Genomic DNA, 20,461 nt, shown 5'->3' with positions numbered 1-20,461 from the left:
CGGGCCGGATCGTCTCCGTTACACGTTGACCACGCCGCGCCCGAGTTCGATCACGCGGCCGCCGACGCCGATTTCACCGCTCGCATTGACCGACAACCGCAGCCGGCAGGGTCGGCCGATCGCGTCGCCCTGTTCGACCTGAAACGCGGCCGGCAGGTCGCGCTTCATCGCAAGCAGCCAACCGCCGAGGTTCGCGCAGGCCGACCCCGTGCCCGGATCTTCCGAGACGCTGCCTTGCTTCACGAAAAAGTAACGCGACACCACCGTCCCCGGGCGCTCGGCATCGAACGCGAAGACGTAGGCGGTCTTGCGGCCGAGGCTGCTGGTCGGCCAGATATCGAGGCATGCGCTGTCCGGCTGCGCGCGGCGCACGGCGGCGGGGTCCTTGAGCGCGACCAGCAACTGGTCGGCGCCGGTGTCGATCCAGATCGGCGGGGCGAGCAGATCGTCTTCCGTCAGCCCGAGCAAGGTCGCCGTCCGGGCGTCGGACAATTCGCACGGCGCCGTCTTCGGCATGCCTGCGTGCGGCGCGGTGAACGTCCACACGTCGTCGTGCGCGCTCACGTCGACCACCCCAGCCTTGAACTCGAGCGCGAGCGCGTTGCCCGCACGCTGCAGGTCGCGCACGACATGCGCGGTGCCGAGCGTCGGATGGCCGGCAAAGGCCATCTCATGGCCCGGCGTGAAGATGCGCACCCGCGCATGCGCGCGCTCCGACGGCAGCACGAAGGTCGTTTCGGACAGGTTGAACTGCACCGCGAGTGCCCGCATGGTCGCGTCGTCCATGCCGCGCGCATCTTCGAATACGCAAAGCGGGTTGCCGCCGAAAGTCGATTCGGCGAATACGTTCAGCAGGCGGAAGGCATAGGAAGGCATTTGACGCTCGCGTGAGTGGGGGGATGACCGTACCCGAGTGGGGTGCGCGCGGCTCGATGCATCGGCGGCCGCGCGGCGTCGCATGGGTCAGCTCGGCTTGTCGAGCGGCGCAAGCATCGCCTGCATGTCGGGATGTTTCAGGATTTTCCTGTACTCCGCCGGATTCATCGCGTCGATCAGCACGCGTCCGCTCACGTCCGCCTTGATGTACTCCACTGCGAGCAGCGCGATGACCGGATTGGTCGTCAAGGTGGCGTGATCGGGTGAATGATCGCCGAATTCCGCCACCACGGCCTCGGTGTTGTCCGCCACCGCGACGGCGAGCCGGCGGCCGGACAGCCTGAGCCTCGCGCTGGCGCCGCATTTGGCCATGTCGTAATGGCGCGGCCCGTTGAGCGTGCGATTGCCGTAGATCGCCACATGCGTGTCGACGCCCCGCGCCGCGGCCGCCTCGAGCAGCGGCCCGAGAGCGTCGATCTCTTCGTCCCAGACGCCCGCGAAGATCTGCGTTTTCGCATTGACGATCACGCGCGCGAAGGCGCTGGCGATCGCTTCCCGTCCGCTCAACGACCAGACGAGCCCCGGCTCCTGCTGGACCGGCAGCCGGTCGAGTGCGCCCGCGGCCAGTTCGAGATCCGCGTTGAAGCGCGTGCGCAGATCCTCGAGCAACGCCCGGTGGGGTACGGCCGCATAGCGGACGGGTTCCGACCGGTTGACCAGCACCGCCCCGCGCGTTTCCAGGCGACCCAGGGTTTCGTAGATCTTCGAGGGCGGCATGCCGGCGCGCCGGCCGACTTCCGCGCCCGTCAGCGCGGCCTGCCCGACGAGGGCTGCGTAGGCCTGCGCCTCGTACTGGGTGAATCCAAGCCGGATCAACGACGTGATCAGCTCCGTGTTCTCGCTCATGTGTATCGGCTCCTGCGCCCACGACGACGTGCGTGAGGCTCCTTGATTAACTACCGCAGTAGTATACAATCGCTCGAACTTACTACCCAAGTAGTAGGTTATGTATCTCAACCTGACTGGAGGGATCTTCAAGATGCGTAAACGGATCAGTACTGGCTCTCCGTGGGAGCCCAAGGTCGGCTACTCGCGCGCCGTGGTCGTCGACAACACCATCTACATTTCGGGGACCGCCGGCAAAGGCGCGGACGTCTATGCGCAGACACGCGATGCGCTGGCGACGATCGACCGGGTGCTGGCGGACAGCGGGTTCTCGTTGTCGGACGTCGTCCAGAGCCGCCTGGTGGTCGCGGATTTCGACAACTGGGAAGCCGCGGCGCGCGCGCATGGAGAAATCTACGGCGATATCCGGCCGGCGTTTTCGCTCGTGCATGCGCTTCCGTTCGTCGATCCGGACATCCTGGTCGAAGTCGAGGCGATCGCGGTCAGGGCCGCGGCATGAGCGTCGCCGGCAACCGCGTGCCGCTGTCCCGCACCGCGACGGGCGCGCTCGCACTGGCGGCCGGCGTGGCGATCGCAAACGGCTATGCGCTGCAGCCGTCGCTGTCGGCCATCGCTAGCGAGTTCGGCGTGGCCGCGTCGCGCATGGCTTCCCTCGCGTCGGTGACGATGCTCGGTTATCTGGTCGGTCTTGCATGGCTGGTGCCGCTGGTCGACCGGTTCAGTCCGCGCGCGCTCGTCTCGACGCAGATGGGCGCGCTCGCGTTGTTGCTGGCGTGCGCGTCGTGGTCGCCCGGGCCGCTCGCGCTCGAGGCCGGCTTCTTTCTGGTGGGCGCGGCAACGACGGTAGCGGCGCAATGCAGCGCCGTCGCTGGCAAACATGCGGATCCGCAACGGCGCGGCGTGGCGATGGGGGCCGTGTCGGCGGGCATTTCCGCCGGGATCCTGCTGAGCCGTTTCGCGGGCGGCGTGCTGTCGCAATGGTGCGGATGGCGCGGCGCTTTGCTCGCACTGGCCGGGTGCGTTGCGCTGGCCGCCATCGGCGCTGCCGCGCTGTTGCCCGGCGGCCTGCCGGCAGGGCTGCCCGGCCGTGCGAACGCGATTGGCGCCATGCCGCGGTTGCTGCGCGACAGTGCTCGGTTGAGGCGCCGCACCGGCGCCGGCATGCTCTGGTTCTTCGCGTTCAACCTGGTCTGGGTGGGGCTCGCGCTTCGCCTGGCCGAGCCGCCGTATCGGCTCGGTGCCGCGGCGATCGGTGCGTACAGTCTCGCGGGCGTGCTCGGTCTCGGCGTGACGCGCGTGGCCGGAAAACTCGCCGACCGGTTCGGCGATCGCGTGGTCATCGGCGGCGGCCTCTTCGTGGCGGCCGTGTCGGCGTTGCTGCTCGGCGCTGCGCTCGGTCGTCCGGGATGGCTGGGCGCGGGGCTGGCCCTGTTCGATGCCGGCTGCTTTGCCGCGCAGGTCGCGAATCAGACACGAGTCGTTGCGATTCAGCCGGACCGGGCCGGGGCATTGAGCGCGGCGTATCTGACGCTCTACTACGCGGCCGGTGCCGGCGGTGCGGCGGCGGCGGGGTGGCTCAACGCGCGAGTGGGGTGGGGCGCGATGATGGGCGTGGCGGCTGCGGCAATCGCGGCAGCCGGGTTGATCGGTACCGCATCGGCGAGCGTCGATGCGCGGAGCGAGCCGACCTCCGCCGCTTGAGCGCCGGCGCGACGCGCGTGCGAGCGGGCGACCGATCCGAGATTCATTTTTCGTGCATGATCGGGTTGCTCCGTTGATCGACGGCGATCCGGTTCCGGCATTCGACGATACACAACGCTTGCGGATGTCTTTGCGCTGGAGCAGGCATTCACGCGCTCGCGCGTGTCATTTGCGATCGCGTGTGAACAGGGGCTCATCGGATTGGCCATAACCACGCCGTGCCCATGCAACACGTGTCGGGTTCAGTGTCGCTCGGCGCGTGCCGGTGGCCGCACGCAGGAGGAAGACATGGAACCCGAAAAAAGCGTCCTGAATACCGGCGGCGGGTTGGCCGGCGCGGATGCGGAAACCGGCTCGCCGCAGACGCTCCTGAACGCGATCGTCCGTGGCGTGGAAAGCCACGGCATCCCTGCCGGCACCGATTGGCCGACCGCGAAGCAAACCCTCGCGGACAACGATGGCCAGTGGAAATTCTCGGCGGTGCTGGTCGCGATCGTCGCACGGCGCGAGCCGACGATCCTGCTGACCATACGCGCGTCGGACCTCAGCGAATACTCGTCGCATGTGAGTTTCCCGGGCGGACGCCCGGCCGAGTCCGACCGCGATATCGGTACGACCGCCTTGCGCGAGGCGTTCGAGGAAATCCGCCTCGCACCCGATGCGGTCCGTGTGGTCGGCAGCTTGCCGATCCACAAAACCAGAAAGCGCAATCACGCGATCTTTCCCGTGATCGGCATCGTGCCGGAAACGGCGAGATGGGAGGCGGCGCCCGCGGAAGTCGCGGAGATCTTCGAGTTTCCGTTCGCCGTGCTGCTGAATCCGGATCTGCTGCGGCAATACACGGACGGCGAACGCACGGGCGCATGGTACTGGGCGGAGCAGGCGCAGGACATCTGGGGCGTGACGGCGCTCATCCTGAGGTCGCTCGCCGGTCTGGTCCGCGATGCGATGCGTTGACGGCATGCGTGACGGCTGCATGCCGACGCACGTCAATGCGACGACACGAATTCCGCATCCTCGAAGGCTTCCGGAATCGCGAAGCTTTCGCGCATGCGCTGCGTTTCCTTCGCCGGCGTCAGGCCGAACAGGCGCTTGAATTCGCGGCTGAACTGCGACGGGCTCGCATAGCCGACCGCATAGCCGGCCGCCTCGGCCGTCAGGTCCTCGCGCACCATCAGCAAGCGCGCCTGATGCAGCCGTGTCGACTTCAGGTACTGCATCGGCGACACCTGCGTGATCGCCTTGAAGTGGCTGTGAAAGCTCGGCACGCTCATGCCGGCTGCGTCGGCCAGTTGCGGCACGTCGAGCGGCTGCGCGTAATCGGCGTGGATCACGCGCAACGACCGGCCGATCCGGCCGAACTGCCCGCGCATCGCCAGCGCGCTGCGCATCGCGCTGCCCTGCGCGCCGGTGAGCACGCGGAAATACAGCTCGCGCAGCAGCGCCGGGCCGAGCACCGCGGCGTCGAGCGGCCGGTGCAACGCCTCCACGAAACGCAGCACCGACGCGTGCATCGTTTCATCCATCGGCGTCGACATCATGCTCCTGGGCGCCTGCACGGGCTCCGCCGTGCCGGCGCGGTCGATCTGCGCCGCGAGTTCGGCGGCCAGCGTGAAATCGAGGTGCAGGTACAGCGCGAGCAGCGGGCGCTCGGGCGTGGCGTCGGTCTCCATGCTGAACGGCACGGGCACCGACACGGCCAGATAGTGGTGCGCGTCGTACAGATAGCGCTCGCCGCCGAAGTAGCCGCGCTTCGATCCCTGGCACACGATCACGATGCCCGGGTCGTACAGCACCGGCGTGCGCGACAGCGCGCGGTTCGAACGCAGGATGCGCACGCTCGGCAGCGCCGTCAGGTTGTAGCCTTCGTCGGGCGCCAGCGTGCGCAGCAGCGTCACCAGGCGCTTCCGGTCGCGCGGCGGCAGCGACGGGGATCGGGCAGGGATGGGATCGGCGCTCATAGTTTTGTGCAAGAAAATCAGCGGAATCGGGCTTATTCGACGTAGCTCATCAGACTAGTATGCACGCTCCAGTCGACATTCGGGAGAAGCTCACATGGCATCCGGCAAGCTCATGCTCATTACTGGCGTCAGCAGCGGCTTTGGCCGCGCGCTCGCGCAGGAGGCCCTCGCGGCGGGTTACACGGTCGTTGGCACCGTGCGAAGCGCGCAGGCGGCGCAGGATTTTGAAGCACTGTCCGCGCAGGCGTTCGCGCGGGTGCTCGACGTGACCGACTTCGATCGCATCGACGGGGTCGTCGCTGAAATCGAGGCGAACGTCGGGCCCGTCGACATCCTGGTGAACAACGCCGGCTACGGGCACGAAGGGATCATGGAAGAAGCGTCGCTCGCGGAGATGCGCCGGCAGTTCGACGTGAACGTGTTCGGCGCGGTCGCGATGATGAAGGCGGTCATCCCGACCATGCGCGAGCGGCGGCGTGGCCACATCCTCAACATCACGTCGATGGGCGGCCACATCACGATGCCGGGCATCGCTTACTACTGCGGCAGCAAGTTCGCGCTGGAAGGCATTACCGAAACCGTCGGCAAGGAGCTCGAACCATTCGGCATCGCGGTGACGGCCGTGGCGCCGGGTTCGTTCCGCACCGACTGGGCGGGCCGCTCGATGGCGCGCACGCCGCGCTCGATCGCCGACTACAACGCGCTGTTCGACCCGATCCGCCAGGCGCGCGAAGAGAAGAGCGGCAAGCAGCCGGGCGATCCCGCGAAGGCCGCGCGGGCGATGCTCGCGGCGATCGCGGCGGAACATCCGCCCGCGCATTTGCTGCTCGGCAGCGATGCGCTGCGGCTGGTACGCGGCAAGCTGGCGGCGCTGGACGCGGAAATTCGCGCGTGGGAGGCTGTGACGGTGTCGACGGACGGTTGACGTGCGGTTGAAGCGCGGCGATGCACGATCGTTCGCCCGTAGCGAATTCGTCCACGTCGATGAAATTGACGATGATCATTCGCATCCTGGCATCATCGTTTAACAAACCTGTTCGATAATGGCTGCCGGCCACCGCGCCGAATTCAACCACCTTACAGGAGTCCATCGCGATGCCATACGTCACAACGAAGGATCACGTCGAGATTTTCTACAAGGACTGGGGCCCGAAGGACGCGCAGCCCATCGTCTTCCATCATGGCTGGCCGTTGTCCGCGGACGACTGGGACGCGCAGATGCTCTTCTTCGTCCAGAAGGGCTATCGCGTCGTGGCGCACGACCGGCGCGGCCACGGCCGGTCGGCGCAGGTGTCGGACGGCCACGACATGGATCATTACGCGGCGGACGCGTTCGCGGTCGTCGAAGCGCTCGACCTGCGCAATGCGGTGCACATCGGCCACTCGACCGGCGGCGGCGAAGTGGCGCGCTACGTCGCGAAGCATGGCGAACCGGCCGGCCGCGTCGCGAAAGCGGTGCTGGTCAGCGCGGTGCCGCCGCTGATGCTGAAAACCGAAGCGAACCCGGAAGGCTTGCCGATCGAGGTGTTCGACGGCTTCCGGAAAGCGCTCGCCGACAATCGCGCGCAGTTCTTCCTCGATGTGCCGAGCGGCCCGTTCTACGGGTTCAACCGCGAAGGTGCAACCGTGCATCAGGGCGTGATCCGCAACTGGTGGCGACAGGGGATGGAAGGCAGCGCCAAGGCGCATTACGAGGGCATCAAGGCGTTTTCGGAAACGGACCAGACCGAAGACCTGAAGTCGATCTCCGTCCCGACGCTCGTGCTGCATGGCGAAGACGACCAGATCGTGCCGATCGCGGATGCCGCGCTGAAGTCGATCAAGCTGCTGAAGAACGGCACGCTGAAGACGTACCCGGGCTACTCGCACGGGATGCTGACCGTCAACGCCGACGTCCTCAACGCCGACCTGCTGGCGTTCGTGCAGGCGTAACGGTGTGAGCGCAGGCCCGCTTCGGCGGCCTGCGCTGCCATTGCGGGCCGGCGGCGCGCGGTAGGCCCGTCGCGCCGTCGGCCACGCGGCCACGCGGCCGGATCACAGGTCCTGGCCCGGACCGTTGAAGCGGATGCCTGGAAACGTCAGGCGCGGCATCCGGCGCTCCAGGAACGCGAGCAGGTCGCGCACCTGCGCGGCCTTGGCGGAGTCGTCCGGCCAGACGAGGTAGTACGCGTCCCCCGTATTGACGGCGGTCTTGAACGGCAGCACGAGCTGCTTCTCGTCGATGGCCGTCGCACACAGCGCGAGATCGCCGATCGAGATGCCGTGGCCGGCAATCGCCGCCGCGATCCCCTGTTCGAGCATGTCGAACACCTGCCCGCGCGTGATGTCCACGTCGAGATCATGCCCGCTGCCCTTGAGCCAGCGGCGCCAGTCACGCCGGTCGGGCGACGGGTGGATCAGCTCGCACGCCGCCGGATTCGTGCGTGCGACCGTCGCGGTTGCCCGCGAGCACACCGGAATCAGCCATTCGTCGAACAGCTTCACGCACTGCGTGGCCTCGCCGAACTTGCCTGCGCCGAGCAGGATCGCGCAATCGTAGGATTCGCTGAAGAAATCGACGGTATCGACGTCCATCCACACGCTCGCGATCTGCACCTCGAACGCGGGCCGCGTGTCGCGAAACGCGGCCAGTGCGTCGAGCAGCCAGCGCATCGTGAGCGTGGACGGCGCCTTGAGCCGCAGCACGTCGCGCTGCGACTGGAACAGCACGCAGGCTTCCTCGATCTGCCGGAAGCCGCGGCGCAGGCCCGACGCGAAGATGTGCGCTTCCGCCGTCACGGTCATTTTCGGGCCGTGCCGGACGAACAGTTTCCGTCCGAAGTACGCCTCGAGCGTCCTCACGTGCTTGCTCACCGCGCTTTGCGTGAGGCTCAGTTCCTCGGCAGCCAGCGTAAACGAGCCGGTGCGCGCGGCGCTTTCGAACGCGCGCAGCGCGTAGACGGGAGGGAGCGGTTTGGCCTTCACGGGTTTCGAATATGAATAAAACTCATGTCATCCGGCAGGATTTTCCGTTTTTCAACAGCTTGGCGGGTACGCAATACTTCAGAAAACCGTGCAATCCGCTGCGCTGAAGCACGATGATGCCACCGCGGCGGGCACGCGCGTCCATTCACCCAACAACTTTTTGTCATGGCACTTCATTACCCGCTGCTGTTCGCCTATCTCGCCGCGATCGTGCTGCTCATCGCGACGCCCGGCCCGGTCGTCATGCTCGTGGTCGGCACCGTCGCGCGGCGCGGCTTCCGCCAGGGGATGCTGACTGCGGTCGGCGCGAATGCCGCGAGCCTCGTGATGATCGCGGGGGCGATGCTGATGGTGTTCGGCGTCGTACTCGTCAGCGAGCGTCTGTTGACCGGGCTGCACGTGGCGGGTTGCGTGTTCATCGCGGTACTGGCCGTCCGGACGCTGCTCGGCGAATGGCGCGCCGGCCGGACGCGCGACGGCAATGACGCGCGGGAAGGCGAGCCGGCATCGCAGGCGCGCGGCTTGCCGGGCGTCGTGCGCGGCTTTCTCGTCGGCATCGCGAATCCGAAGGACCTGCTGTTCTTCGTCGCGTTCTTTCCGCAGTTCGTCGGCATCACGCCGGATTCGCGCGTGAGCCTGGCAATCCTGGCCGCACTGTGGATCGCGGTCGATTTCACGATCCTGACCGGCTACATGGCCGCGATCAACCATCCGCTGATTCATCGCAAGCAGCGATGGATCACGGCTTCGTCAGCGGGCGCGCTGCTCGTGATTGCGCTCGCCGGGCTCGGCAGCACGATCGCGGGCGCCGCGTAAGCGGTCCCGATTGACCGCGCGAGTCATGTCAGCCGTTGCGCAGGAACACGACGTAGCCACGGAACCACGGGTTCGTCGCGAGGTACGGCGGCGCGTCCCATTCGCCGCCCTGGATGATGCCGATGCGAAACGGCAACTGCAGCCGTGCGACGCGCGGCAGGTAGTCCGCATAGTCGGGGATCGTGCGGCGGCCCTGGTAGGTCTGCACGACCACTTCGTCGACGATCCCCCTGAGCTGGTTCACCTGGTCGGTATCGATGCGGCTGCTCCAGTCGAGCAGCCCGGTGATGCTGAGCCGATAGTCGGCGGGCAGCGTGTCGCGCAGCGACCGCAGGAATTCGAGGTAATCCTGCAGGTGGCGCGTGCGCGCATCGAAGTCGATCTGGATGCCGGTGATCGTGCGGCCCGACGCGCGCCAGCGCGTGAGCTGCGCGAGCATGATCTGCGTGACGCGCGGCGTCCAGCGCAGCGTATGCGCGCGATAGACGAGCCACACGCGCGCCTGCGGCGCGGGCGGCAGCGCCACGCCCTGCGCGATCACGCGGACCTGCGACTCGTCCCGCGGCGGCGCCTCGATCTGCCCTTGCAGCACGTACACGGTGCGCGCGCCGTGCACGACCGCCTGCGGCTTCACGCCTGCCCACAGCCAGAACGCGTCATACCGCGCGGCGTCGACGGTGCCGGCCTGTGCGACGCGTCCGGCCAGCAGCAGTGCGATACACGCCAGGCGCGCGATGCGCTTCACGAGGCGCTTACCAGTAGTAGCGAAGCTTCTGCGCCCACGGGCTGCCCGCGTAGCTCGCCTTCAGCGTATCGAACCAGCGCTTGCGCACGTTCTTCGGCACGTCCTTGCCGCCGCATTCGTTGGTGCCGCCCGGTGCATAGCACTTGATCGCACGATAGTACGCGTAGGCGCGATCGTTCGGGTTCGCCTGTGCATCGGCCATCACCGTCACGTAGCTCGACATCCGCTCGTACGGTTTGCCGTCGAACTGCGACGGCCCCGCGCCGAGCGTCGACGGAATGCCCGTGGCGGCCTTCGTCGCTGCGTTGCGGATCCACATCGGCACCGGATCGCTTTCGACGCCGGGTGCGGGCGGGTGCAGGCGCACGAAATCGGCGAGGCAGTTCAGCCCTTTCGGATCGGCGGGATTCTGCTGGAGCACCGTGGCGATGTCGTGCGCGGACGGGCACGTATAAGCGTCTTCGTTCCTCGCGCCGGCCGCGACGAACGGCTTCAACGGATCGGCCGGCTTGCCGGGCACCAGCGCGGCATCAGCGATGAACTCGGCGTAGTGCGAGCGGGTGAGCTCCTTGTACAGCAGCGTGTACAGCGCGGTGTCGCGCAGCGCGCCGCCGCTCGCCTGGTTTTGCGCTTGCGCGCGCAGCAGGTCCGCATTGGCCGAGCGTTGCAGCAGCACGGCACGGATCGCGGCGTTCTGCACGGGCGAATCGTCGGCGAATGCGTCGTTGACGAGCCCGGCCTGTTCCAGGTTGATCGCGAGCGCGAGCTCCAGCGCCTCGCGCTGGAAGCGGAATTTCGCGAGCGGGATCAGGTCGCGCCACAGCTGGCGCGCCTTGTCGGACTGGCCGCTGTCCTCCAGCGCGAAGCCGCGCAGCGCCTGCTGGCTCAGGCCGAAGTAGTCGAGCGGCTCAGCGGGCGTCTGCGGCAGCAATGCGAGCGCGGCGTCCGGCTTGTGCCCGATCTGGACGTACCAGGTCGCGAGCAGGTAGTCGTACAGCGCGGGCGCGTTCGCGAAACGCGGCTTCTGCGCCTGCAGTTCGTCCAGCGTCAGCGGCTTGGCGCGGCTCGAATCGCTGCTGTCCGACGTGCGCATGCGCAGCAGGTCGACGGTCGCGAGCACGGTCGGCGACTGGATCTGGCTCGCGTCGAATTCCGCTCCGAACAGCAGCTTGCTGTCGAGTTCGTTCGCCAGCTGGATCAGCGGCACGTTCGACGTCGCCGGCGACCAGCGTGCGAGCGCGTGCCCGTACAGGTCGGCCTGCTGCGTGACGTTCCCGCCGAGCCACGCGACACGCCGCAGCAGCCCGTTTGCGGAGGTCGCATAGCGCCCCTGCGGGTACACCTTCAGGTAAGTGCGAAACACCGTATTCGCGGCGTCGAGCGACACCTTCGCCACGCGGCCGCGCGTCGGCGTGGGGCTGTCGTTGTCGAACACGTTGGCCTGAGCGGCGTTCAGCTGCGCGCGCCCGGCCATATAGAGGCCGGTTTCCTTCAGCCACGGGTTCGCGCTGTGGGACGCGCTCGCGAAGGCCCGGGTCGCGGTGAGGAAGTCGGCACGGTAGAACGCGTTCGTGCCGTCGAGGTACGCGGCGAACTGCTGGCCGAGCGCCGACTTGACGGGCGGTCTGGCCCACGCGGCACTCGCGCCGCCGGCGGCGCAGGTCTTCTGCGCGATGTCGGCGCGCGCCGCGCGCAGGCGCGTGGCTTCATCGGCGGGGAGGCTGCCGGCACTGCCGAGCGCGTCGTTGAATGCGTCGGCGCCCGACGCCATGCTGCGGCAGATGCTGCCTTCGCCGTCGGCGTACTGGTTCGACGGTGTTCCGGTATCCGCTGCGCCGCCGGTCTTGTCGGGCTCCTTCTGCCCGATATAGATCCATCCGGAGAAGTCCATCGGGAACGGCACGATGATCTGGTTGATCCGGTCTTTCACGGGGATCGTCTTCGGGTCCGGAAACGCCTGCGCGACCTTGGTGCTGTCGACCATCATCAGCATCGCGTTGATGCGCGTGTCGTTGGCCGGGCTCAGCATCGGCACGTTGGCGCAGGAGTAGGTGGTCTGCCGGAGCGTGGTCGGTGAATAGCAGCCGTCGTCGCCGCTGGCATGGGCCGTCGGAATGCAGAACAGGCTGGCCGCCAGCGCGGCGAACAGGTTTCGGTGCAGCAATGGGCTTTTGGGCATTTTTTTCTTGTGCCGGGTAGGGGGCCGCAGCGGCCGGGTCTCTCAGGTGAGGCGTTTCGCCCCGGCGCGTATCGTACCGCAACGGATGCACGAATTTCGCCGGTGCGAGCGGCGGCCCGGTGCATCGGCAACCAGTTCGCGCCGGACGGCTAGTCGTGTCGATCGCCGGTCCGATCCGGCTCGCGCGTCACGCGTACGCGCTGCTCGCCACACCGCCTTCGTCGACATCGTCGATCGCGGCCCGCAAGTCGTCGATCGCCACCATCAGCTCGCGGACCTGCCGCAACGACGGGTACTGGTGCAGCACGGCATGCCATTGCGGCAGCGTCAGCAGCGCGTGCCAGACGACACCCAGGCCGCCCGGATCGGCATCCGGCCGCTGCACGAGCGCGCTCGCGTATTCGAGGCTCGCCTGAGCCGACAGCAGCTGCGTCCGGCTCGCGGCGCCCAGCAGGCGTGGCGTTGCATCCGCGGACGCATCGCAGCAATAGAGCACTTCGCGTGGCAGCGTCGCTTCGTCGGTCGTCAGCGCGCGCAGCGACGCACCCTGCACGCGCACCGTGCCCTGGTGCGTCTCGAACGAATAGATCGTGTCCGGGTCGGCCTGCGCGAGCAGGTTCAGGCCGCGCAGCAGCCGCGGCAGGTCGGTGGTCGCGGCGTCCGCGGACGCTTTCGCTTCGACGAGGAAGCGCACGTTCCACACGGGCGCCGGATCATCGCCGCGCGTGCGTTCGAGCAGGATCGCGTCCCATTCGGTTTTCGCGCGATCGTGGCGGCCCGGAATCGATGACGGCACGCGCATCGACGTCACCACCCGGTACGTGCGGCGTGCGTCGACGGCGTCGAGCCGGCGCGCCAGCGCGTCGAGCGCCAGCGCGGCCAGTGCTTCGACGGCTGCGCCGCGCTGCTGCGACGCGACGCCCTGCGCGACGGCGACGGTGCTGCCTTCGAGCGGGCCCTGGCGCACCCAGAGCGACCGGTAGCGACGCACGTGCTCGTCCGATGCCAGTGCGTCGATGCGCAGCATGCGTTCGAGCGCGGGGCTGTCTTTCAGCTTGACGATGTCCTGCTCGAACGCGGCGTCGGTCGCCATGTCGGGCAGCGCGAGCAGGTGCCGCAGCGTGTCGTGCAGGTCGGCCCACGACGCGGCGGTGGCGGCCGCATGCAGCCGCGCGAGCCCGTCGCGTTGCCATGGGCGGGCGCTGCGCTCGAGCTTGGCCGGGTGCGCGATCGCGTTGACGGCCGAGTGCAGCGCGCGCCGGTCCTGCTCGGCGTGCGCGGACAACGACGCGTATTCGCGCACGCTCGGCGCATCGTGCCGCAGCACCGCGGCCTGGAAGGCGGGATCGCCGGCGTGCGTGTCCATTGCATCGCGGATCATCTGCGCGAGGGCGTCGATGAAGCGCTGCCGCAGTACCGCGTCGGGCGTCTGTCCGTCGCTTCGCATCCGGCGCGCTTCCTCGATCACGATTGCCAGCGTGGCGGCCGGGTTCGCGGCGTCGGCCGGTGATGACGCGCTGTCGAGCGGCGGCAGCCGATAGCGGCGCGCGACGGTGCGCAGGGTTTCGTCGAGCAGGGCGGGAAGCGGTGTCAGCGACATGGTCGGTATCGGCTTGAAGGCGATGCGCGTGTCCGGGGTTGGGTTGTGGTGGACGCGATGATGTGCAACGTTATCACGCTGGGACGAGCGAGATACGGGGCATGTCGTTGCGAAAGGGCTCGATGCGACGGCACGCGGCATCAGTCGCGCGCAATGTTCCTGATCAGCGTTTCGATGGTCAGGCTTTCGTCTCGAGGCCTGCCGACACCCGCGTCGAACGGGTAGCCCATCCGCTCGCCGGTTCGCGTGTAGCCGCGGCGCAAGTAGAAGTCGCTCAGCTCGCGGCGTGCCGACAGGACAACCATCACGGCCGTCTCGATCTGCCAGCTGCGAACGGCGAATTGCTCGGCTTCGTGCAGCAACGCCTTTCCGAGCCCACGATCCTGCATTGACGGCGCGACGGCCAAGGTGCCGATATAGGCCGCGTTTCCGTCTTTCCTGACTTCGATGCAGCCGGCGATACTGCCGTCGATCTCGGCGACGAGCAGGACGGAGTCCGGGGCCCGCAGCGTCGCGCCGAGCTGCGACGACGTGATCCGCGGGCCGTCGATCAGGGCCGACTCATGTGTCCATCCGCCTGCAGACGTCGTCGGGCGGTACGCCGCATTGACCAGTTCGACGAGCGCGTCGACGTCTTGCTCGCGTGCTGCGCGGTAGCGAGCGGCGCGCTTGATCGCGCCTGTCGTTTCATCCATTGAAGCCCTCGGTGTCTGTTATGGCGGTTTGTACAGCACCTCATGTCGTCCAAAGATAGACGAACGATCTTCCGGCGTCGGCATCAGCGTGGCGCTGCTTGGCGAATCGCTGTCGGCATCGGCATGGGTGGGGTTTGGTTGTGTGGTTGTGGGCGTGGTCGCGATGACATTGCCGTCAAGGCAGCACGGGCAGCCGCACACCCGAAAACGGTCACGAAACACGCCACGCATCGATCCCCGCTGTCACGCTGTGATCAGCGATCAGCGCAACCGCTCCCACCCACCACACGCATCAAGCCGTCAACGTCACCGACAGGCTGCCGAGTTCGCCGAAGCGTACCGTCAGCGCATCGCCGAGCGGCACGTCGATCGCGCCCGCGTACGAACCGGTCGTCACGATCTGCCCGGCGCGCACGGCGTCGCCGCGCGACGCGAGGAAATTGACGAGCCATACCAGCGGCTTCAGCGGATCGCCGTCCGGATGGCGGCCGTCGATCGCGCGGTTCAGCGCGCCTTCGAACGTCAGCGCCAGCGTCTCGAGCGGCACGTTCAGCCCGTCGGGCACGACCGGGCCGACGCACAGCCCCTGGTTGAATTGCCCGTCGGCCAGCAGCTCGAACTTCGATGCGCGCGTGGGCTCCGCATAGCGGCAACCGAGCACTTCGAGCACGATGCGCACTTCGCGGATCGCGTCGCGCACGTCCTGTTCGTCGTAAGGCTGTTCGCGCGCAGGCAGGTCGCGATCGAGCACGAATGCGATTTCCGGTTCGATCCGCACGATCGGGCCGCCGACGACGCGGTACGGCGCATCGGCCTCGCGGATCGTCGATGCGAAGATCGGCGCGAGGATCACGCGGTCGGGCGGCGGCAGCGCGCATTTCCAGCCGCCGACGGGTTCGCCGAGCAGGTCGGCCACGCGCTGCTGGATCGCGAGGGCGGTCTCGACGTTCTCGGGGCGCAGCGCATCGGGCAGCAGCGGGCCGGGCGAGCCGGCATGGCGGGCGGCGACGAGATGCTGGGCGGCGCCGTCCACGCGTTCGGTAGTCGTTGTCATGTCGGTTGAGCGAGTTGAAAGTGGGCCGGCAAATAAGGGCCGGACGAAAGTCGCACATTCGATGATAGCGCTTTCGGCACGATGACCGCTCGATCCCGCTGCTTCGGCTTCCGTGTCGGGCCGGTTGGCGACCTTGCCGCAGGCGAGCGGTATCGGCATCACGTCGCGACGCTTTGCCGCACGGATGGCGTCCGGTCGGCCTTGATCGCCATCAACATTCGAACCAGCCAACCGCCGATGATGGTCACAAGGCCGCGCGATCAGACGTGCGGCAACTCACCCCAGCGAGGTTCGCATGTACAAGAAGATCATGGTGGCCGTCGACGGCAGCGCGTCGTCGAAGCAGGCGCTTGCCGAGGCAGTGAAGGTCGCGCTGGCAAGCGACGCACACGTCAGCGTCGTGTATGTGGTGGACAAGTCGGTGCTGTTCACTTACGCGGGCCGTTTCGATCCGCACGCACTGGTCGAGGAGATGCGCGACGACGGGCGCAAGGTGCTGCGCGAAGCCGAGCAGATCCTCGCGCGGGCCGGTGCGAAGGGCGAGGCAGAACTCGTCGAGACCGAAAGCATCGGCGAGGACATCGCGGAGCGCCTGCAGCGCTACGTGAAGGAAGGCGCGGTCGATCTCGCGGTGGTCGGCACGCATGGGCGGCGCGGGATCCGGCGCGTGCTGCTCGGCAGCGTCGCGGAGCGCTTCGTGCGCGGCTCGAAGTGCCCGGTGCTGCTGATTCGCAGTGACGATCACGACGCAGCGGCTACCGCCGCGGCTGCTTGACGCGGCGCGCGCGATGATTCGCCGCCAGTCCCGGATCGTCGTCGCGGCGATCGCGGTGTTCGTGTCGCTCGCGGGGATGATGGCCGTCGTGTCGGGGCTGCTGTTCGACAATACGATGGCGCTGCGCGGCGGAGCGGTCGCGCTGGTGGTCGGCGTGGCCGGCTTCGTCGTGATGCTCAACCCGGGTGCGAAGGGCGAGGAGTGACGGAAGCGAGCGGGGCCGGCCTCGTCCGGTGAAGGTGCCGGACACGGCCGGCCGCCGCGCGCCCCGTGCCCCGCGACAGCCGCTGCAGCGCAAGGCATCCGCTTGCATGCCCGCTCGCGTCGCAGGCTATTCGCTTGCCGTACCCGGCGCCTTCGCGCCATCCTGCCCGAGCGGGATCGCCAGCCGTTTCAATGTCTCCGCCAGGTCGGCGTTCTCCGGCTGCACCTGCCGCGCCTGCGCGAACGCCTCGCGCGCTTCATCCCGGCGCGCCAGCTTCCACAGCACTTCACCCTTGTGCGTCAGCCCGCTTGCATAGGCTTCGCGTGCATCCTTGTCGATGTCGCCGTCCTTCGCGAAGATCGCGATCGACCGGTCGAACCAAGTCAGCGCGTCGTCGTTGCGACCAAGGCGATACAGTGCCCAGCCCTTGCTGTCGAGCGCATACGCGTCGTCCGGCGATTTCGCGAGGCGCGCATCGATCATCGCCATCGCACGATCGATCTTCAGGCCGGCATTGACGAGGTCGTAACCGACCGTGTTCAACATGCGATCCGTGAAATTGCCCACCTCGAGCGCAGTGTCGATGCGGCCTTCGTCCCGTTCGGCAATCGCCAGCGCGACCATCTTGGCCGCGATCTGTTGCCGGAGTGCCCGGCCGAGATGCTGGCCGTCGGCGACCAGGCTGCCGAGGTACTGCGTGTAGAGATCGGGCACGCCCGGATTGCCGGCACTGTTGGCGATGTCCGCGGCAGGCCCTGCGCACCAGTCGGTGTCCGTGGGGATGCGCAATACCGTGGGGTGCAACCAGAGCTTGCGGTCCTCGTGCGATTGCGCGAAGACGGTATAGCCGTTGGCGTCGATCTGCCCGCAGGCCAGGTAGGCGCCCGTGACGTCGAGTACGTATGAGTAATGGCCGTAGGGTCGCCCCGTATCGATGTCGATCACGCGGAACGTTCCGCCCATGTCGCCTTCGCCGACGATGGGCTGAAGCGCCCACTCATGCTCGGGATGACGGGCGGGCAGGCGGATCCGCACCGTGCGTCCGGCGGCATCGGTCGTGCCGAACACGACGCTTTCGCCGCCTTTTTCATGAGGCGGCAGCCCCGCGATCACCTGCCCGGGCAGCAGCAGCCGGTAGCGCGCATTCGGCAGCGGCCGGTGCGTGACGGGGTCGCGCAGCACGAACCGGTGAACGTAAGCTCCGGTTCCGAACGACGCGGTCGGCGCGACGTAGGTGCGTGCGTAGGCGGCGGGCAGCGCGGTGCAGCTCAAGGCCGCGGCAACGAGCGCGGCGACAAGGCGGGATGTCATGGAATGGCGGTTCTTGTTGGTAAAGGCGTGATTGACCGACGGCCGGAAATGCATTGGACGACCCACGCGGCCTTTGATATCCGGCTGCGCATACCGGGACGGATGGCCGGATCGCCCAGCGCAATTCAACGCGGAACCCGCCCGTTGCAACGTGATGCGAGGAAGCAGCGAACGGAGGCCGCGGGAATGCAGTGCGGAGCATAGCAGGGCGCGTCGGGCGTCCTGCGTGTGAACGCGTATCTCGTCCTGAACCCTGCGCGCGACGTACCCGATCGCGCGCGCTTCTGTCAAACTCGCGGTCATGAAACCGCGCCTCGCCTCACCGCCTTCCTTCGATTCCCCCCCTGCGCCCGCAGGCTTTCCCGATGCCGACGAACTGGCCGCGCTGCGTGCGTGGTACGCCGGCATGACCGTGCGTCAGGCTGTCGAGCGTTACTTGCCAGATCGGCTCGGCGAAGGGCGCTCGGCGCGCGGCGTGATCGGAGCCATTCGCCGCCGCCTCGTGCGCGTCGCGCGGCAGGTGGGCCGGCCCGATCTCGCGGAGCGGCTCGGTCATGCCGACAGTGAGCGTCTGCAGCAAGCGAAGGCGGCGGCCGAAGCGATCGGCCTGCTGCGTCATGCGCGTGCGCCGGTCCCGCAGATCAGCGACGACGTCGGCCTGTGGCTGCCCGCGCGTGCGGTCGGCGCGCTGCGTGCGCACGGGATCGCGACGCTCGCCGATCTCACGGTGCGGATTCCGCGCCGGCGCCAGTGGTGGCGTGCGATCGCGGGCCTCGGCGTGGCCAGTGCGCGGCACATCGAGGCATTTTTCGCCGCGCATCCGGCGCTGACCGAACGGGCGCGCGCGCTGATCGCGGCGACGCCGCGCGGCGCCATCGTGCCGTGGGAGCAGTTGAAGCTGCCGCACGAGGTCGACGGCTCGGCCGGCACCTTCCGCGCGCCGCGCGCGACTAGCACGCTCGATGCGGACAACGATTACGCGGCCGTGTATGCGTGGCTGTCGCTGCACGAATCGGCCGCGACGCGGCGGGCGTACCGGAAGGAAGCCGAGCGGCTGATCCTGTGGGCGATCGTCGAGCGCGGCCGCGCACTGTCGTCGCTGACGACCGAGGATGCGGTCGCGTATCGCGCGTTCGTGCGGCGCCCGACACCGCACGAGCGCTGGGTCGGGCCCGTGCGGCCGCGCAGTGCGCCCGACTGGCGGCCGTTCTCGGGTGCGCTGTCCGCGCGCTCGGCCGCGTACACGCTGTCGGTGCTCGGCGCGCTGTTCCGCTGGCTGATCGAGCAGCGCTACCTGCTCGCGAATCCGTTCGCGGGCGTCAAGGTGCGCGACACGCGCGGCCCGAACGCACTCGACACGTCGCATGCGTTCACCGAAGGCGAGTGGCTGCTCGTGCGCACGATCGCCGACGGGCTCGAGTTCCGCAAGGCCACGCCGGCCGCGCCGCAGTCGGGCTGGACGCCGGCCGCCGCGCAACGGCTGCGCTTCATTCTCGATTTCGGCTATGCGACCGGGCTGCGCGCGAGCGAGTTGGTCGGCGCGACGCTCGGCGACATCGAGACCGATGCGCACGGCGACGCGTGGCTGAAGGTGATCGGCAAGGGCAGCAAGGCCGCGCGCGTCGCGCTGCCGCCGCTCGCGCGCACGGGGCTCGACCGTTTCCTGGTCGCACGTCGGTTGCCGGTCACGCCGTCGCGCTGGCGGCCCGATACGCCGCTGATCCCGAGCCTCGCGGAAGACGGCGCGGCCGCGATCACGAGCGTGCGGCTGTGGAAGGTGATGCAGCGTTTCTTCGCGCAGACGGCCGATCAGGTCGCGGCCGACAACCCCGCGCTCGCGCAGAAGCTGCGGCAGGCAAGCCCGCACTGGATGCGCCATACGCATGCGACCCACGCGCTGGCGCGCGGCGCGGAGTTGACGACCGTGCGCGACAACCTGCGGCATGCGTCGATCTCGACGACGTCGATCTACCTGCACGGCGACGACGTGAAGCGGGCGCGGCAGATGTCGAGCGCGTTCGCGGCCGAGAAGTAGCCGTGTCGTGCCGATCGGGCAGGGGCTGCCTGCGCGTCACGTCGCGCGCTCGCTTGCGTCCGGCTGCGTGAGTTTCTGCGCCGCATGCGTGACGACCGCATGACGTCGGGCCGTACGCGCTCGAACAGCGCGGACACAGACTCGAGCACGTCCGGCGCGGCCCGTTCGGGGCATCCGCATTCGAACGGCGGCTCGGGCGCGTATTCGATGCCGAACTGCACCGCTTGCGCGTAGGCGGGGCCGGCGATGTCGGTGCTGCGTTCGCGGGCGGGTGTGGTCGCGGTCGGCTGGGGCGCGACGTCGCGCGTCGCTTACGGCGGGGACGGTTGCGCCGGCAATGGATGTCTCGGGTGCGCTCATCGGGGGGCCTTTCAGAGATGCTTCGGGGGCACCGCGATCCGGTCGGATGGTCCGTGCCGCTCCCCCGGCACGTAAGCGAAGCACATTTTTGGTGAAGCGCTGTTGGAAGTATGGCCGGGATTCATTGAAAATCCGCCATATCGCGACGTAAGTACTTGATTTGTAATAAACAACAGGAAAATTTTGGATCGTGATCAATGCTTCACCACGTGTCCCGGTGCGCGCCACATCACGGATGCAATGCCGCGGGCGTGACTCGTTCATCGCCTCAGCCGACG

The 20,461-nt window shown here is 68.0% G+C and carries 19 protein-coding genes; 9 read left to right on the top strand and 10 right to left on the bottom strand.

Annotation, left to right across the window (positions count from 1 at the left end; genetic code table 11):
- Window positions 1-18: 18 nt before the first annotated feature.
- Window positions 19-876 (bottom strand): PhzF family phenazine biosynthesis protein, encoded by an 858-nt coding sequence (locus LXE91_RS36505; RefSeq protein WP_039362695.1) that lies wholly within the window; start codon window positions 874-876, stop codon window positions 19-21.
- An 87-nt stretch (window positions 877-963) separates the two neighbouring features.
- Window positions 964-1,782 carry a TrmB family transcriptional regulator gene (locus LXE91_RS36500; protein ID WP_039362696.1) on the bottom strand — a complete coding sequence of 273 codons (819 nt, stop codon included), beginning with the start codon at window positions 1,780-1,782 and terminating at the stop codon, window positions 964-966.
- 133 nt (window positions 1,783-1,915) lie between these two features.
- Between LXE91_RS36500 and LXE91_RS36495 the strand changes: the two genes are divergently transcribed.
- The 3 genes from LXE91_RS36495 to LXE91_RS36485 all read left to right on the top strand — a co-directional run bounded on the left by LXE91_RS36495 (window position 1,916) and on the right by LXE91_RS36485 (window position 4,440).
- Window positions 1,916-2,281 (top strand): RidA family protein, encoded by a 366-nt coding sequence (locus tag LXE91_RS36495; protein ID WP_039362772.1) that lies wholly within the window; start codon window positions 1,916-1,918, stop codon window positions 2,279-2,281.
- A complete protein-coding gene (locus LXE91_RS36490) occupies window positions 2,278-3,483 on the top strand; it encodes an MFS transporter (RefSeq protein WP_039362697.1) in 1,206 nt (401 codons plus the stop codon). The genes LXE91_RS36495 and LXE91_RS36490 overlap by 4 nt, the downstream gene beginning before the upstream one ends.
- Window positions 3,484-3,771: 288 nt before the next feature.
- Window positions 3,772-4,440: an NUDIX hydrolase gene (locus tag LXE91_RS36485; RefSeq protein ID WP_039362698.1), complete on the top strand. Its 669-nt coding sequence runs from the start codon at window positions 3,772-3,774 to the stop codon at window positions 4,438-4,440.
- 32 nt (window positions 4,441-4,472) lie between these two features.
- Here LXE91_RS36485 and LXE91_RS36480 read toward each other — a convergent pair whose 3' ends face one another.
- Window positions 4,473-5,444, bottom strand: a complete 972-nt coding sequence (locus tag LXE91_RS36480; protein WP_039362700.1) for an AraC family transcriptional regulator — start codon at window positions 5,442-5,444, stop codon at window positions 4,473-4,475.
- Window positions 5,445-5,538: 94 nt separating this feature from the next.
- On the opposite strand from LXE91_RS36480, the gene LXE91_RS36475 reads away from it, so the two are divergent.
- Together LXE91_RS36475 and LXE91_RS36470 are read left to right on the top strand one after the other, a co-directional pair.
- Complete coding sequence (locus tag LXE91_RS36475; protein ID WP_039362701.1) at window positions 5,539-6,369, top strand: oxidoreductase; 831 nt, start codon at window positions 5,539-5,541, stop codon at window positions 6,367-6,369.
- A gap of 170 nt (window positions 6,370-6,539) precedes the next feature.
- Window positions 6,540-7,376: an alpha/beta fold hydrolase gene (locus LXE91_RS36470; protein ID WP_039362703.1), complete on the top strand. Its 837-nt coding sequence runs from the start codon at window positions 6,540-6,542 to the stop codon at window positions 7,374-7,376.
- Window positions 7,377-7,478: 102 nt separating this feature from the next.
- Here LXE91_RS36470 and LXE91_RS36465 read toward each other — a convergent pair whose 3' ends face one another.
- A complete protein-coding gene (locus tag LXE91_RS36465; protein WP_039362704.1) occupies window positions 7,479-8,408 on the bottom strand; it encodes a LysR substrate-binding domain-containing protein in 930 nt (309 codons plus the stop codon).
- Window positions 8,409-8,573: 165 nt separating this feature from the next.
- Between LXE91_RS36465 and LXE91_RS36460 the strand changes: the two genes are divergently transcribed.
- Window positions 8,574-9,224 (top strand): LysE family translocator, encoded by a 651-nt coding sequence (locus tag LXE91_RS36460; RefSeq protein ID WP_039362706.1) that lies wholly within the window; start codon window positions 8,574-8,576, stop codon window positions 9,222-9,224.
- 28 nt (window positions 9,225-9,252) lie between these two features.
- On the opposite strand, the gene LXE91_RS36455 is transcribed toward LXE91_RS36460, so the two are convergent.
- The 5 genes from LXE91_RS36455 to LXE91_RS36435 all read right to left on the bottom strand — a co-directional run bounded on the left by LXE91_RS36455 (window position 9,253) and on the right by LXE91_RS36435 (window position 15,497).
- A complete protein-coding gene (locus LXE91_RS36455) occupies window positions 9,253-9,960 on the bottom strand; it encodes a DUF3142 domain-containing protein (protein ID WP_039362774.1) in 708 nt (235 codons plus the stop codon).
- 16 nt (window positions 9,961-9,976) lie between these two features.
- Window positions 9,977-12,148 (bottom strand): PA5441 family protein, encoded by a 2,172-nt coding sequence (locus tag LXE91_RS36450; RefSeq protein WP_039362708.1) that lies wholly within the window; start codon window positions 12,146-12,148, stop codon window positions 9,977-9,979.
- A gap of 187 nt (window positions 12,149-12,335) precedes the next feature.
- On the bottom strand, window positions 12,336-13,748 hold the full coding sequence (locus LXE91_RS36445) for a hypothetical protein (RefSeq protein WP_039362710.1): 1,413 nt from the start codon (window positions 13,746-13,748) through the stop codon (window positions 12,336-12,338).
- 140 nt (window positions 13,749-13,888) lie between these two features.
- Window positions 13,889-14,443 (bottom strand): GNAT family N-acetyltransferase, encoded by a 555-nt coding sequence (locus LXE91_RS36440; protein ID WP_046197079.1) that lies wholly within the window; start codon window positions 14,441-14,443, stop codon window positions 13,889-13,891.
- 292 nt (window positions 14,444-14,735) lie between these two features.
- Window positions 14,736-15,497, bottom strand: a complete 762-nt coding sequence (locus LXE91_RS36435) for a 2-keto-4-pentenoate hydratase (RefSeq protein ID WP_039362712.1) — start codon at window positions 15,495-15,497, stop codon at window positions 14,736-14,738.
- A gap of 295 nt (window positions 15,498-15,792) precedes the next feature.
- Between LXE91_RS36435 and LXE91_RS36430 the strand changes: the two genes are divergently transcribed.
- Window positions 15,793-16,272 carry a universal stress protein gene (locus tag LXE91_RS36430; protein ID WP_039362713.1) on the top strand — a complete coding sequence of 160 codons (480 nt, stop codon included), beginning with the start codon at window positions 15,793-15,795 and terminating at the stop codon, window positions 16,270-16,272.
- A 13-nt stretch (window positions 16,273-16,285) separates the two neighbouring features.
- Window positions 16,286-16,477 carry a DUF2964 family protein gene (locus LXE91_RS36425; protein WP_039362779.1) on the top strand — a complete coding sequence of 64 codons (192 nt, stop codon included), beginning with the start codon at window positions 16,286-16,288 and terminating at the stop codon, window positions 16,475-16,477.
- A 126-nt stretch (window positions 16,478-16,603) separates the two neighbouring features.
- On the opposite strand, the gene LXE91_RS36420 is transcribed toward LXE91_RS36425, so the two are convergent.
- Entirely contained in the window at window positions 16,604-18,196 is a 1,593-nt protein-coding gene (locus LXE91_RS36420) for a tetratricopeptide repeat protein (protein WP_223274256.1), read from the bottom strand.
- Here LXE91_RS36420 and LXE91_RS36415 point away from each other — a divergent pair.
- The gene (locus tag LXE91_RS36415; protein WP_039362716.1) at window positions 18,090-19,823 is read left to right on the top strand and encodes a site-specific integrase; all 1,734 of its coding nucleotides are present in this window, start codon (window positions 18,090-18,092) and stop codon (window positions 19,821-19,823) included. The genes LXE91_RS36420 and LXE91_RS36415 overlap by 107 nt on opposite strands.
- Window positions 19,824-20,461: the final 638 nt, after the last annotated feature.

Origin of the sequence: Burkholderia contaminans (assembly GCF_029633825.1) — a bacterium.
GTDB classification, from domain to species: Bacteria; Pseudomonadota; Gammaproteobacteria; order Burkholderiales; family Burkholderiaceae; genus Burkholderia; species Burkholderia contaminans.
Note: the sequence above shows the minus strand (reverse complement) of the source record. Positions and strands in the feature narration are given on the sequence as shown.

What these genes read in the sequence shown, in the direction of transcription:
- LXE91_RS36505 (WP_039362695.1), bottom strand. Translation starts at nt 876, where the DNA reads ATGCCTTCCTATGCCTTCCGCCTGCTGAACGTATTCGCCGAATCGACT.
- LXE91_RS36500 (WP_039362696.1), bottom strand. Translation starts at nt 1,782, where the DNA reads ATGAGCGAGAACACGGAGCTGATCACGTCGTTGATCCGGCTTGGATTC.
- LXE91_RS36495 (WP_039362772.1), top strand. Translation starts at nt 1,916, where the DNA reads ATGCGTAAACGGATCAGTACTGGCTCTCCGTGGGAGCCCAAGGTCGGC.
- LXE91_RS36490 (WP_039362697.1), top strand. Translation starts at nt 2,278, where the DNA reads ATGAGCGTCGCCGGCAACCGCGTGCCGCTGTCCCGCACCGCGACGGGC.
- LXE91_RS36485 (WP_039362698.1), top strand. Translation starts at nt 3,772, where the DNA reads ATGGAACCCGAAAAAAGCGTCCTGAATACCGGCGGCGGGTTGGCCGGC.
- LXE91_RS36480 (WP_039362700.1), bottom strand. Translation starts at nt 5,444, where the DNA reads ATGAGCGCCGATCCCATCCCTGCCCGATCCCCGTCGCTGCCGCCGCGC.
- LXE91_RS36475 (WP_039362701.1), top strand. Translation starts at nt 5,539, where the DNA reads ATGGCATCCGGCAAGCTCATGCTCATTACTGGCGTCAGCAGCGGCTTT.
- LXE91_RS36470 (WP_039362703.1), top strand. Translation starts at nt 6,540, where the DNA reads ATGCCATACGTCACAACGAAGGATCACGTCGAGATTTTCTACAAGGAC.
- LXE91_RS36460 (WP_039362706.1), top strand. Translation starts at nt 8,574, where the DNA reads ATGGCACTTCATTACCCGCTGCTGTTCGCCTATCTCGCCGCGATCGTG.
- LXE91_RS36450 (WP_039362708.1), bottom strand. Translation starts at nt 12,148, where the DNA reads ATGCCCAAAAGCCCATTGCTGCACCGAAACCTGTTCGCCGCGCTGGCG.
- LXE91_RS36445 (WP_039362710.1), bottom strand. Translation starts at nt 13,748, where the DNA reads ATGTCGCTGACACCGCTTCCCGCCCTGCTCGACGAAACCCTGCGCACC.
- LXE91_RS36440 (WP_046197079.1), bottom strand. Translation starts at nt 14,443, where the DNA reads ATGGATGAAACGACAGGCGCGATCAAGCGCGCCGCTCGCTACCGCGCA.
- LXE91_RS36435 (WP_039362712.1), bottom strand. Translation starts at nt 15,497, where the DNA reads ATGACAACGACTACCGAACGCGTGGACGGCGCCGCCCAGCATCTCGTC.
- LXE91_RS36430 (WP_039362713.1), top strand. Translation starts at nt 15,793, where the DNA reads ATGTACAAGAAGATCATGGTGGCCGTCGACGGCAGCGCGTCGTCGAAG.
- LXE91_RS36425 (WP_039362779.1), top strand. Translation starts at nt 16,286, where the DNA reads ATGATTCGCCGCCAGTCCCGGATCGTCGTCGCGGCGATCGCGGTGTTC.
- LXE91_RS36415 (WP_039362716.1), top strand. Translation starts at nt 18,090, where the DNA reads ATGAAACCGCGCCTCGCCTCACCGCCTTCCTTCGATTCCCCCCCTGCG.
- LXE91_RS36420 (WP_223274256.1), bottom strand. Translation starts at nt 18,196, where the DNA reads ATGCCGGCGTACCACGCACGCAGCGCGGCCAGTTCGTCGGCATCGGGA.